The 14,086-nt window shown below is 34.6% G+C and carries 12 protein-coding genes; 1 reads left to right on the top strand and 11 read right to left on the bottom strand.

The annotated features are described in order from the left end of the window. The first annotated feature begins 5 nt into the window (after positions 1 to 5). Positions 6 to 1,565 carry a response regulator transcription factor gene (locus tag C1Y58_RS20595; RefSeq protein ID WP_105618341.1) on the top strand — a complete coding sequence of 520 codons (1,560 nt, stop codon included), beginning with the start codon at positions 6 to 8 and terminating at the stop codon, positions 1,563 to 1,565. Between the two features lie 9 nt (positions 1,566 to 1,574). Here C1Y58_RS20595 and C1Y58_RS20600 read toward each other — a convergent pair whose 3' ends face one another. From C1Y58_RS20600 to atpC, 11 genes are all read right to left on the bottom strand, one after another. Then, positions 1,575 to 2,462 (bottom strand): glycine betaine ABC transporter substrate-binding protein, encoded by an 888-nt coding sequence (locus C1Y58_RS20600; RefSeq protein WP_170311653.1) that lies wholly within the window; start codon positions 2,460 to 2,462, stop codon positions 1,575 to 1,577. A gap of 70 nt (positions 2,463 to 2,532) precedes the next feature. After that, entirely contained in the window at positions 2,533 to 2,790 is a 258-nt protein-coding gene (locus tag C1Y58_RS20605; protein WP_105618345.1) for an HPr family phosphocarrier protein, read from the bottom strand. After that, a complete protein-coding gene (whiA, locus tag C1Y58_RS20610) occupies positions 2,787 to 3,746 on the bottom strand; it encodes a DNA-binding protein WhiA (protein ID WP_105618347.1) in 960 nt (319 codons plus the stop codon). The genes C1Y58_RS20605 and whiA overlap by 4 nt, the downstream gene beginning before the upstream one ends. Before the next feature lie 44 nt (positions 3,747 to 3,790). Next, positions 3,791 to 4,777, bottom strand: coding sequence for a gluconeogenesis factor YvcK family protein (locus C1Y58_RS20615; protein WP_105618349.1), 987 nt, complete (start codon positions 4,775 to 4,777; stop codon positions 3,791 to 3,793). Between the two features lie 23 nt (positions 4,778 to 4,800). Beyond that, positions 4,801 to 5,673 carry an RNase adapter RapZ gene (rapZ, locus tag C1Y58_RS20620; protein ID WP_105618351.1) on the bottom strand — a complete coding sequence of 291 codons (873 nt, stop codon included), beginning with the start codon at positions 5,671 to 5,673 and terminating at the stop codon, positions 4,801 to 4,803. A 44-nt stretch (positions 5,674 to 5,717) separates the two neighbouring features. Next, complete coding sequence (murB, locus tag C1Y58_RS20625; protein ID WP_105618353.1) at positions 5,718 to 6,662, bottom strand: UDP-N-acetylmuramate dehydrogenase; 945 nt, start codon at positions 6,660 to 6,662, stop codon at positions 5,718 to 5,720. 204 nt (positions 6,663 to 6,866) lie between these two features. After that, complete coding sequence (locus C1Y58_RS20630; protein WP_170311654.1) at positions 6,867 to 8,978, bottom strand: methyl-accepting chemotaxis protein; 2,112 nt, start codon at positions 8,976 to 8,978, stop codon at positions 6,867 to 6,869. A 284-nt stretch (positions 8,979 to 9,262) separates the two neighbouring features. Next, positions 9,263 to 11,350: a methyl-accepting chemotaxis protein gene (locus tag C1Y58_RS20635; protein WP_105618357.1), complete on the bottom strand. Its 2,088-nt coding sequence runs from the start codon at positions 11,348 to 11,350 to the stop codon at positions 9,263 to 9,265. Between the two features lie 249 nt (positions 11,351 to 11,599). Beyond that, on the bottom strand, positions 11,600 to 12,553 hold the full coding sequence (locus C1Y58_RS20640) for an ROK family protein (protein ID WP_105618359.1): 954 nt from the start codon (positions 12,551 to 12,553) through the stop codon (positions 11,600 to 11,602). A 1-nt stretch (position 12,554) separates the two neighbouring features. Next, the gene (gene hprK, locus C1Y58_RS20645) at positions 12,555 to 13,508 is read right to left on the bottom strand and encodes an HPr(Ser) kinase/phosphatase (RefSeq protein ID WP_105618361.1); all 954 of its coding nucleotides are present in this window, start codon (positions 13,506 to 13,508) and stop codon (positions 12,555 to 12,557) included. A gap of 155 nt (positions 13,509 to 13,663) precedes the next feature. After that, the gene (gene atpC / locus C1Y58_RS20650) at positions 13,664 to 14,077 is read right to left on the bottom strand and encodes an ATP synthase F1 subunit epsilon (RefSeq protein ID WP_157950223.1); all 414 of its coding nucleotides are present in this window, start codon (positions 14,075 to 14,077) and stop codon (positions 13,664 to 13,666) included. Between the last annotated feature and the right edge of the window lie 9 nt (positions 14,078 to 14,086).

The raw sequence follows: 14,086 nt of genomic DNA on the forward strand, positions 1-14,086 counted from the left end.
TCTAAATGTTAAAGGTATTAATTGTTGATGATAATAGTCTAATCAGAAAAAGTATTATAGCTCGTATGAATTGGGATGAATTAGATATGAAGGTAATCGGTGAAGCTGAAAACGGCAAAGAGGCTTTGGACCGCATCATGACTTTTCATCCAGATATTATTGTAACAGACATTAAGATGCCTATTGCTGATGGTTTCTCCATTATCGAAAAGACAAAGGAGATCCTACCCAATCTACAATATATCATCATTAGTGGATACGATGACTTCCAGTATGCCAAAAAAGCCATTACCTATAATGTGATTAATTATATTTTAAAGCCTATTAATGATGAGGAATTAACGGAAGCCCTTATGACTGCTAGTAAAAATATTAGGCATTTTGATCACCTCGCCAAGAAAGAAACCACTTTAGATATGATGCTCAATGAAAACTCAAGAAGAAATATCGAAGAAGCTTTTAAATCCTATTTCAACAACGAAATGAGCTTTATACAATTAAATCAAACCATCCAGTTTAATGAATGGGTATTTGATCAACCCTTTGTCTTCTGTTTTACACTGAACTTAGTCAAACCCTATAGTAGAAAAGCTTTTGAAATGAGTGTTAAGGAGATTGAAGCGATCGAATCTTTAACAGAAGATTTATTGACTCACTCTAAATGTAGATTCATACCTATCAATAAGAACATCTTCTTAGGTATTATTAACATGCCAACAGATTATGTTTTGACACATCATACAATGACTCATTTGGCTAATGAAATTAATGCTATTATCCATGTAGAAGATCAATCTGCAAAACTCTTCTATGGCTTTTCTAGAACTTTGTTAACCGAAGATTTGAATCAAGCATTTAAAGAGACCATGGATGTTATGTATCAACGATACGCTCAAGTAAATGAATTGAATGTTTATTACTCAACAGATTATAATATAAAGACGAATACCTTTATACCTAAAGAAGAATTAATAGTAGCACTTAAACTACAACTTTATGCAGAAGCAAAGACTATCATAAAAAGTACACTTGTCAATTTAGAGAACAATCCTACTGTTATCAAAAACACCATAAGTGAACTCTTTGATATGATTGATGAGCACATCAAGCAATTCACCAGTTTGGATCTTGTAAATCAGTTCAACAAAGAATTTTTTATTTTACAGTTTTATAATTTGCAGCAGATTCTTGATACCATTAATAACTTACTAGATCAGCTATCCCATGAGAAGCTGGATATTAATCTGAGAGCTTTAGTTGTTGATTATATTAACACTCACTTTACTAATAATTTGACTCTACGAAGTTTAGGTACTCTGTTTCATGTTAATCATATTTATTTAGGTCAGCTCATCAAAAAAGAAACAGGAACTTCCTTTAACAAATACTTAAATAACTTAAGAATTAACTATGCTAAGGATTTAATCCATAAAAATAGATCCATTGTATTAAAGGATCTAGCCTACAATTTAGGCTACACCGATGCTCATTACTTTACCAAAGTATTTAAAAACCACACTTCCATGACACCTACGGAATATAAGAACTCCTTTTTAAAACCCTAAGACAAGATCTTAGGGTTCTAAACTTCTACTAGCTATTTCAGGATGGTCCATTAACCATCTTTCTACAACTTTTTCTGTATGGATTTCCTCTTCATTCTCAAGCTTGTTGAGCAAATTATTAAGTTCCCAATCGTAAAGATAGAATGCATCGATGATAGATGCGACTTCTGGATTAGATTGGTGAAAGGTTGTATTAACCACTGTATGAATTTCTTCTGGTTTACCGTAGCTTCTCTTATAATCCTCAAGAAAACGCATGTCATACTCATCCAGCATATAATGAGGAGAATAACCTGCTATAACAAGCCACTCTTCATCCTCATAAGAAGTAGATAATATATTTTCTAGTTGTACTTCAGTGACCATTTGTATGGTATAATCCAGTTCATATTTTTTCAGGGTTTTTAGTGTCAATTCATACAAGTAATCAAAACCGATGACACAATAGATGACGCCATTGGTTTTATGTTGATAGAAGTCCAACTCTCCTATATCTCCAATGGTTGTATAGCCAGGTACTAAAAGCCCTTTACTGTAATGTTCACTGTTAGGACCTAAGTCAATAACTTTATCACCTAAACTCTTGAATGCATTGTAGTCCGTTATATATAACCAAAGGGAATTACTTACATTCACACTGTTAGTACCTAGGGATTCAAATAGATTTTCATCTTTGTTCTCTACTTTTACGCGATAGTTCTGATCTTCTAAGATTTCTTTTAAAACGTAGGATGAGGCTACAGAAGATGGGTAACTACGGCATCCAATGACAATATCCCATTGTTCTTTAACTTCCTCCTCTGGTTGCTGTTGTTCACAACCATATAAAGAAAAACAACATACAGTAATTAATGCAAAAAAAATAATAACTATAAAGACTTGTTTTGATTTCATCATCTTCCACTCCAAGTTCATTAGAAATTAGATGGTTATCTTTATAGCTATTATTTGTAATTTTTCATTAAAATTATTCTTTGTCACCTAAAAATTTAACGATCTCTTCCATTGCTTGTTCTTCATCTTCACCATTAGTTGTCACGATAATCGTTTCACCTTCAATAACACCAAGAGACATCATACCCATTATACTCTTTGCATTTACCTTTTTATCTTGCATATGCACATACACTTGACAATTAAACTTACTTGCTACTTGTACAAAAAGTGCAGCTGGTCTTGCCTCAAGTCCTTCTGGTATTTTTACTTTGATTTGTCTTTCTATCATATTACGCCCTCCCTTTCTTTTCTGAGCTTTTCAGCAATATTACTAATTTTTCTGAGCCTGTGATTGACACCTGACTTCCCTACCACAGGGTCTAACATCGCCCCCAGCTCTTTTAAGCTAGCATCAGTATAGATTTGACGAATACGTGCTACCTCTTCTAAATTAGATGGTAACTTATCAAGTCCAATAATTGACTCTATATAATTTATATCTTCCAACTGTTTTACAGCTGCTGACACAGTCTTGTTCAAATTAGCTGTTTCACAGTTTACGATACGATTAACATTGTTACGCATTTCTTTAACAATACGAACATTTTCTAAATCCATCAGAGCTACATGAGCACCCATAATATTAAACATGTCCACAATCTGCGTACCGTCTTTCATATAGAGTACAAAATACTTCTTCCTTCGGACTATTTTAGCATCCAACTCAAAGGAATGAATGATCTTTTGCAAAGCTTTACAATGCTCCTCAGAAGTATTGACAAACTCCAAATGATAGTTCTTCTCTGGGTCACTTACTGAGCCACCGCCTAAGAATGCTCCTCGAATATAAGCTCTCTTACAACATGTACTTTGAACAATTAATGAGTTTATACCATCAATTGTCTTTATTTGTCCGTTATCGCTTATATCTAGCATCTTAGTAGCTTGTAATACACGGCTTGCCTCGCTAGGATTATTTAAGTGAAGGATATAATTTCTACTCTTACCTAGATGAACATTTTTTCTTATGGCTATTTCAGGATTTATTTTAAAAGTTTCTTTAAGAAGCAAATAGAACTTCTTAGCAACAGAAGGATTCTCTGTATGCACTACGATTGATACAGCAGGTGTAACTTCTACATGTCCACACATTTTAATAATGGCGGCGATTTCTGCTATGCTACAATGTCTTGCTTTGCCAACATGACGTGCTAATTCGTTTTTCACTTTCGATGAAAAAGACATCTTCATCACCACCTAAAAATATAAGTTCAATATGTTGATTTTATTCAACTTATAGCATGCCTTTGTACATTATTGTACAAGTCAAATATGGCTTTAGCAAGCTTATCTGAATCGTGCCTAACTAATTTTTTTTCACTATATAATTTTATTATATCCCTTTCAACAATTTTAACAGAGGTATTTTTAAAATTATCAAGTAAATAAGGTACTGGTGAAGCACGATCACCTTTATAATTGTCCACATATTCCTCAGGAATAAAGGCACTATTTACAATTATATATTCTATTATATCTTTTCCTAAATATTTTTCAATAGCTACTACGTGTTGTTTTAAATTATAACCATCAGTTTCACCTGGTTGGGTCATGACATTACCTATATAAACTTTATGAGCTTTACTTTTCTTGATTGCACTCGCAATTTGACTGACTAAGAAATTGGGAATAATAGATGTATATAAACTTCCCGGTCCCAATACAATCAAATCCGCATCCAAAATGGCTGCTACAGCGTCATCTAATGGTTTTGGTTGGTTGGGTAAAAGAAATACCTCATCTATTTTCAAAACATTTGCTTTGCATTTATCAACGATTTCACTTTCACCACATATGATGCTCCCATCTTGTAGACGAGCGCATAACTGTACGTCTTCACTGGTTACAGGTAATACCTTACCAGTAATATTTAAAACCTCGCTGGTATGTTGAACAGCCTCTTCAAAGTTACCTAATACATCTGTCATTGCTGCTAAGAAGAGATTGCCAAAACTCTGTCCCTCTAGACTCCCTTTTTTGAATCGGTATTTAAATAACTTTTCCATAATGGGCTCTGTATTGGATAGAGCCATTATACAGTTTCTTATGTCACCTGGTGGGAGAATATTCATCTCTTTGCGTAATACCCCTGATCCTCCACCATTATCAGAAACGGTGACTATAGCTGTTATCTCAGGAGTGTATTTTTTAATACCCCTAAGCATTGTGGAAAGGCCAGTTCCGCCGCCTACTACGGCAACTTTAATATCTTGCATGTTAGCCTCCTTCCACACCCCTATTATTTTCTTCTACTGTCATTTTCTATATCTCGGTGTGATAAAAATACACGATAATCACTATCTTTTAAACGTTCATATAATGCATTAGCTAATGTTACAGAACGATGTTTACCTCCAGTACAACCAATACTGATAACTAGTTGATTCTTCCCTTCCTTAATATAGAAAGGAATTAAGAAATCCACCATATCATCCAACTTTTGAAGAAATTCTTTTGACTCATCCCACTGCATAACATATTCTCTAACAGCAGGGTTATTGCCTGTTTGCTCTTTTAATTCTGGCAAATAAAAAGGATTAGGTATAAAGCGGACATCGAATACTAAATCAGAGTCACTAGGTATGCCATATTTAAAACCAAAAGAAGTAATACTCACCATGAGGGATTCAAATTGTTTCCCCTCCAAGAAAATAGCTCCTATTTCTTCTTTTAATTGTCTTGGCAAGATCTTACTTGTATCTATAATAAAATTAGCTCTTTTTTTAGCCTCACTTAAGTAGTTTCTTTCTGATGTGATAGTTTCTAAAATAGGCTCTCCCTTAGATAAAGGATGCTTTCTTCTAGTTTCTTTAAAACGCTTTACCAATGTTTCATCAGAAGCATCCAGAAAGAGTACTTTATAATCGTATTCATGTTCTTTGATACTTTCTAATAACTCAAAAAGTTGATTAAACTGTTCTTTACCTCCACGTATATCAACACCTAAAGCAACCTTGTTAAATTCACTGGTTGAGTTGAAACAGATTTCTGCAAATTTAGGTATGAGTTCAGGCGGCATATTATCTACACAAAAAAAACCGAGATCTTCTAAAATCTTAATAACTGTACTTTTCCCTGCACCAGACATTCCTGTTACAATTAAAAAGGTCACGTCTTTTTCCCCTTTCAGTTCATGGCAGTCTATTTAATATCGTATTATTCAAGTTCCTCTAGTTGCACATTTTCGAGACAAGTCTCACCTAAAATACGTACTTCAGGTTGCATGGCAACACCGAAATGATGATACACTGTTTTGCGTATATGATTAATAAGGTTAGTTACATCTTGAGCTGTAGCTGATCCTTTATTAATGATAAAACCACAATGCTTTTCAGACACCTGAGCATCACCAATACTAAAACCTCTAAGGTGAGCATCCATAATTAACTTACCTGCATAATAACCTTCAGGTCTCTTAAAGGTACTTCCTGCACTTGGCTGATCCAAAGGTTGCTTATCTTTACGCTTTGAAGTTAACTCCTTCGTAATTGCTTTTATTTCTTCCGGATCACCTTTTTCAAAGGTCATTTCCACTTCTAAAATAAAATAGTTGTTCTGTTGAAAAATACTCTCGCGATAACCAAGTTCACACTCATCTAGAGACAAGATATGTAGTTCACCATCATGGTCAATAGCAGTCACTGTGCTGACATGATTCTTCATCTCACCACCATAAGCCCCTGCATTCATGTAAATGGCACCACCCAGAGTACCAGGAATACCTGAAGCAAATTCAAATCCCTTTAATGACGATGCTGCAATTCGTTTTGCTAATGTAGATAATAAAATACCTGCTTGTGCAATCACTTTGTTACCTTCTATTTTAGCTTCATTCATGTTCTTATATAATTGAATAATAACACCACGAAAACCCTTATCGTTAACAAGTAAATTGCTTCCATTACCTAATATAAAATAAGGTACATCATAGTCTCTTATAATCTTTACTATATCTCTGATCTGTTCTATTGAAGTAGGTCGAACTAATAGATCTGCTGGTCCACCAATTTTAAAACTTGTATGCTCCTTTAAAGGCTCATCAAATAAAATTTCCATAGTGGCGTATTTATTTAAAAGCTTTTCACTTATTTCTTTATACATAGACTTCCTCTTTCTCTATTTCCTAAATATATACTATGCAAATGAATAAAAATTTATGAAACCCTTACTTCTATCATTATAAAGTATACCATTACAAATAACAAGTCAAGCTTAGAAACTGACATTAATAAGTAACACACACCAAAGGCACATGGTCCCTTAGGTCATGTGCCTTAAAATACTAGTTGTTTAAATTTCTTATTACTACTTAGCTTTGAAAAAACCTAATTTTTCATCTAAGCTGGCAACCTCTTTCTTTAAGTTATTCGCTTCTGCTACCAACTCATTAATAGCTGCTAACTGCTCTTCCATGGAGGCATTTATCTCTTCTGATGCAGCTGCTGTCTCTTCTGATACAGCGGAGACTTCTTCCATAGTTGCAATGATACTATCTTTATCTGTATTCAATTCGTTAGCGATCTTGTTTGTACTATTGAATTGAATAGAAATCTGCTCAATAACTTTATTGATTTCTTCAAAGGCGTTTGCAACTAACTCAACAGCTTTCGTTTGCAAGCTAGCAGTATCCTTCACATCTGTCATATCTGTTACAATTTCTTTGGTATCCCCTTGAATATTGGTCAACATACCACCAATTTCTTTTGCCGCATTTGTAGTACCTTCTGCTAAGCCTCTTATCTCGTCTGCCACTACTGCAAATCCTCTGCCATACTCCCCAGCTCTTGCTGCTTCGATAGACGCATTTAATGCAAGTAAGTTGGTTTGGTCAGCAATTGCTGTAATGGTATTAAGGATATCAGAGATAGCTCTTGTTTGATTATCTAGACCATTGACAGACTTCTCGATGGTTTCAATAGCGTTGTTATTATAATCAGTAGCTTTATGCAGCTCACCAAGAGCCTTTGCACCACCGTCACTGGTTTCTACCATGTTATCCATATGTCCAATGGACGCATTACTGTTTTCATAGAGATTATTAATCTTAACACCTAAAGCATTAACAATCTGTACACATTGGTCTACAGAATCCGCTTGATCATTCATACCTGCTGCAATTTGTTCTACGGTCTTCGTGATTTCTTCACTACTCAAACTTACTTCATTAGTAGTTGCTGATAATACTTCAGATGTACCATATACAGTTCTATTTGTACTCTTTACTTCCTTGACAAAGGTAGATAGTGAAGCGCTCATATCATTAAGGTTCACGGCTATCTGGCCAATTTCGTCCTTGGACTTAACATCAATCACATTAGTCAAATCTCCCTGCGCCGTTTGCTGAATGACATTATTAACGGCTGGTAAGTCTTTTAATATACGCTTTAATACAATGTAAATTAAAAGATTCGAAAGGACAATGAAGATAACCAAGGTAATGGCTAAAGTAATCCCCATGTTGATTATTTCAGAAGTAACTAAATCAACATAATAATTGACAATTATTGTCCATCCCGTTAGAGTACTGATTTCAACTAGAATCGTTCGACCATCAACAGTAACGATATTAGCCTTATCCTCATCTCCTGAATCTTGCATATTAATATTGGTCATTAGATTCCTATAATCATTATTCTGCTGGATATACTCCAAATCATCTAAGGCAACTTCTGTAGCATAAACTACTTCTTCACCATTCAAAATCATGACATCATTTAGATCTGATTCATAGCTTGCATACTTTTTAGCTAAAATTTCAGTGCTTATATCAACGGCTATAATACCCACTAATTGGCGACGGTTATAAACCGGCTTTGATATGGTAATGACAGTATCATTAAATTTCTCACTAAAGTGAGGTCCATAGATGGTAATGTCCTCATTATTCACAGTCATTTCATACCATTCTTCATTAACAGTTTCCGATCCTTTATAATCCAGACCATTATCATAAATCATCGCCTTATTAGAATCCACCACAAGGTAAATACCTTCAGCCTGTTTTAAATCTTCTTTAATATTTCTTAAGTTAGAAACTGTTTTGTTATATTCTGAAAACTCAAGTATCTGTAAGGTTTTATTCACTCCATTAGCTTGCTTCATCAGACTTGCGACTGTTTCATCATTACCTACAACCTTCAAGTACAGACCAAATTCTCCTAGAAAAGCATCTACTTCAGTGGTAATACCTTTGATCTTTTGTTCCGCTTCATTGGTCATCATTGCCGATAACTTACCAATGGACTGTACCGATGTAATCACACCATATAGCATGAAACCAACAATTAGGATTAGCATAACAGCAAGATTAACTTTCTTAATAAGAGTAGTGGTTTTATTACCTTTTCTACTAGATTTAATTTTAGGTTTTCTCTCTTTTTTCTTTGGCATTTTTTTCTTCGTGGCCTTCTTCAACATCACCATATCTCCTTTTAAGTCCAATATGTTTTCCTTGATCCTATAAGTTTAATGTAAATATACCTAATTCCACTAATATTTCTTACGATCTAATACTGCCTTTTCTAATCAGATTTATATCATTTTTAATAAAAACCTACTTTTATTATTTCGACATATTACAACCTTTATTTAACATCTTATTAAGAGATTTTCAAAACTTCTTGTTGAGATTACGAAAAATAACACATGGTAGTATACAAACTAATTACGCTTGCATCTACCCATGTGTTATTTTATAGCTATTAAATTTTAAATTTATTTAACTGTTCATTGAGTTGCTCAGTAGCGCCACTTAAGTTATCTGCTTCAGATGCTACTTGATTGATACCAGCCAATTGTTCTTCCATTGAAGCATTAATCTCTTCTGAAGCTGCTGCAGTTTCTTCAGATACTGCAGAAATATTTTGGATAGAACCAATAATATGGTCCTTATCTTCATTAAGAGCTGCTGTATACTCTGCATTCTTAGCAAATTGTTCATTAAGACCTGAGATAATAGTATTTAACTGCTCGAAAGCACCGCCTACCATAGTTACTGCTTCAGTCTGCTCTGTAGCAGATTGTTTCACTTTAGACATGCTGTCAACAGTAGATTTACTTTCTCTTTGAATATTGAGTAATATCTCCCCAATTTCTTTAGCTGCATTAGCTGACCCTTCAGCTAACTTACGAATTTCATCAGCTACAACTGCAAATCCTCTACCATGTTCTCCAGCTCTAGCGGCTTCAATTGATGCATTAAGTGCTAATAAGTTAGTTTGATCAGCAATTGCTGTAATGGTATCTAATATACTGCCAATGGCTAAAGAATTATTTTCTAATCCATTAATGGATACTTCAATATCATCAATGGCATGATTATTATATTCTGTACGTTGCTTAAGAGTTGTAACGGCTTGAACACCTTGTTCACTTGCTTCTGTCATCGTTGAAACCCTTTTTGATGCTTCTATACTTGATTCATATAAAACTTCAACCTTATTGCCTAATCCGTCAGTAAGTCTTGCACACTCGTCTACAGTAGACGCTTGCTCATTCATACCCTTTGCTATTTCTTCCACGGTCTTGGTTATCTCCTGACTTGCTAGACTTGTCTCAGAAGTTGTTGCCGCTAATAAACCCGACGTTTCACTTACTGAATCACTTGCCTTCTGTACTTTACCAATGAAATCCTTCAAATCATCAGACATACTATTTAATGCTTTGGCAATTTGACCTATCTCATCAGATGTTCGTACTTGTATCTCATTGGAGAAGTCCCCCCCAGCTACCTTCTTAATCTGTTCATTGATACGCGGTATATCCCTTAACATGAAACGGATAATTAGGGTAAGCACAAAAGAAATACCTAATATGAGTACTGCAAAAACAAGTAGAATAATACCAATAACATTCATTACTGTTTTTAAAACCATATCTTGATCATATAAGAAGATGGTCTTCCACCCTGTGCTTTCTTCTCTATAAGATAAAACGACATTACCATTCACATCTTGCAACGATAAATGTTCATTCATAATCTCTTGATAAACCTGGTCTGAGAAGGTACTGTTATATAAGGTCAAATTAAGCCCCTTAAGACCTTCATTATCACAGTACACTATATTACCTGCCTCATCAACGACTAAGATTTTTCGCTGCTCATTTTCAAAATCTTTAATGACATCATAAACACCATCAGCAGGTAAATCGATACCGATAACGCCACGTATCGAATTGCCCATGTAAATGGGCGAAGCTAGAGTAATCACGTATTTATTGGTTTCAAAATCTTTATATGGCTTAGATACTGTTGGCTTTCCATTTTCCAGAGTCTGCTTATACCAATCACGACTATATAGATCAAAATCAGTTTTATCTTTAAAAATGGAACCTCCATCTGTAATGACAGCATTATTACTGTCGATAGCTACATATATGTTTGTAAGCCCTTCATAAGCTGTTTTTAGGTTACCTAAAGTTGTTACCACTTCTATGTAATGTTCATCCCTATCAATATCTTTTGGATGCTCTGCTAAATAAGCCTCCTTAATAAAATTTAAGGTCGTAGCATCATTACTTAAAATATCTACAATGGTTAGGTATTCAGCAAAATGTAACTTAACATTATCCGAAATATTGGCTATTTCATTTTCCATAGTGGCTTCCATGTTATCGTTCATATATTTTGATGCTAAATAAGATGTTGCAGCACCTATTGCCATGAAAGTAAAGACTAAAATAAAAATAGTTATAACAACAATTTTTCTTGACAAATGAGAAGCTATCCACTTCATATTCGGCTTCTTAAAATTTCTCGGTCTTTTAGATTGCTTCATCTTTCTCTTCATCTAGAGCCCTCTCCCCCTCCAAGTGTACATCTGTATATTCATTACTGTACACTCTTATAAATTACAATTTTACTTCTAGTTATGAAGTTACATATGCTTACTTGATCATATACCACATATTATATATCGGCATATTTTATAACAACGCTTAATATTTTATGGTAATTTTAGCTAATAAAAATTATAAATAACAGAAAAAAAAGACCCTATTGGGTCAAATTGTATAAAATAGATAGGTTTATCTAGTTATTAATTTCCTATTTTTCCTAAGAAAGCGGCACCTATCAAACCTGCGTCATTCCCTAATTCCGCTATCTTAATCTTGGTTTTTGGTTCTCCACCATAAACTTCACCTTTTACATATTCCATTAGAGGATTTAAAAGATTGTCTTTCTGAGCTGATACACCTCCACCGATAACAAGAACTTCTGGCTCTAATAAGTTGATGGTATTAACGATACCAATAGCTAAGTACTTAATGTATCTCTCAACAACTTCTTTAGCATATTCATCACCTTCATGATAAGCATCAAATACAACCTTAGCGTTGACTTTACTTAAATCACCATCAACATACTCATTAATGAGGCATTTTGGATATCTTGCAGCAGCAATACGTCCATCGCGGATAATAGCAGTTGCTGAACTATAAGCTTCCCAGCAGCCTTTACGACCACAGCTACATTGTTCGCCACCAACTTCAATAACAGTATGGCCAAGCTCTGCCCCACCATGGAAACTACCAGCATAAACCTTACCATCAATAATAATACCACCACCGACACCAGTACCTAATGTCACAGCTACGCAGTTACCGTATTCGCGGCCAGCACCAACCATAGATTCGCCTAAAGCAGCAGCATTTGCATCATTCTCTAAGTAAACTGGTAAGTCTAAATATTTTTGAAGCTCAGCTCGTATTGGTGCATTATTAAAGTCTGCAAAGTTATTAGCGTAAAGTAAAACTCCGTTTTTTACATCTGGTGTCCCTGGGCTTCCAACACCAATGGATTGGATCTGATCTTCTGATAAACCTGCATCACTAATTAATCCTTTAATCAACATGGCCATGTCTTTTAAGATCTCACCACTTGATCGCTCTGCATAAGTTGGTACACTATCTTTAACGAGAATTTTCCCCTCTTCTGATACAATGGCAGCTTTGATGCTTGTGCCGCCTAAATCAACACCTACATAATACATCTTATTTACCTCCACTATTTTCTTGGTTATCTTTTCTACGCTTTATATTGCCCATAACCCTCTTATTGAGTTCTTTGGCTGCATTATAACCCATGTTCTTTTGGCGATGGTTAATAGCAGCAGATTCTGCAATAATAGCTATGTTTCTACCAGGACGGATAGGAATGGAGTGACAGACTACTTTATTCCCTAATATCTCAATGTATTCTTCATTGAGACCTAAACGGTCATATTCTTTATCATCACGCCATAATTCTAATTTCACTACTAAGTCAATGGATTGCACTTCCTTAACAGATTCTACACCAAAAAGCTCTTTAACGTCAATAATTCCAATACCTCTTAATTCAATAAAGTGACGAATGACTTCTGGACTGGTACCAATTAATTCTTTATCCGATATTTTTTTAATCTCAACCACATCGTCTGCTACTAACCGGTGACCTCGTTTAACTAACTCTAATGCTGTTTCACTCTTACCAATACCACTTTCACCCATGATAAGAATTCCTTCACCATAGATATCAACCAATACTCCGTGAATAGATATTCTTGGAGCTAGCTCAAACTTTAACAAGCGTATAAGCTCTGCATTAAAATATGAGGTTGATTTCTTGGATTGCAAAAGCGGAACTTTAAAATCATTTGCATACTCGATCATTTCTGGGTAGGGCTCTTGGTCTCGTGTTATAATAATACAAGGTAAATCATAGGTAAAGAGTGTTTTTATGACTTTCTTACGCTCATTCTCTTCTAATCCTTCTAAATAAGCATGCTCCACTTTACCAATAATCTGAACTCTCTCAGCATCAAAATGCTTATAAAAGCCTGCTAACTGTAGTGCCGGTCGATTGGTTTCACCATGACTAATGAGACGGTTTGATAAATCTATATCTGGTGTTAAGTTAACTAACTCCATCTCTTGCAAAATCTTTTCTAAGGTTACATGATACATATCAAAACCTCCTATAGGGTTCATTGATTAACTATATCAATTTCACTTCACGTGTTTGATTAATATGCTACTTTTAATATTCTATCATACTTATTTTTTAGAGTTCAAGGAATAAATATACAAAACACACAGGAAAACCTGTGTGTTTTTTTAAACTATCTACCTTTATCAAACTCAGCAACTTCTATACGTGTTAAAGCTCTCTTAAGAGAAACTTCTGCACGAATAAGGTCAATATCATCTTTTAGATCCTGAGCTAATCGTTCTTCTGCACGTTTAACAGCTGCTTTAGCACGATCAACATCTAACTCGTATGGCCATTCTGCAGAATCTGTGAGAACAGTCAAGCGATCATCTCGAGATTCAAAATAACCACCATGAACAGCAATAACCTTTTCTTCGTCTCCTTGAATGATTGTAAAAGAAGATGAATCAATTAATGCTGTGATAGGAATATGATCATAAAGTATAGCCAATTCCCCTTCTGTACTTTTAAAAACAGCTTTATCTACTTGCCCATCAAAGAAGATGCGGTCAGGTGTAATTATTTTTAAGTTTAATTGATCCATAGCCATCAC

It is taken from the genome of Vallitalea okinawensis, assembly GCF_002964605.1.
Classification (GTDB): Bacteria; Bacillota; Clostridia; order Lachnospirales; family PQDH01; genus Vallitalea_A; species Vallitalea_A okinawensis.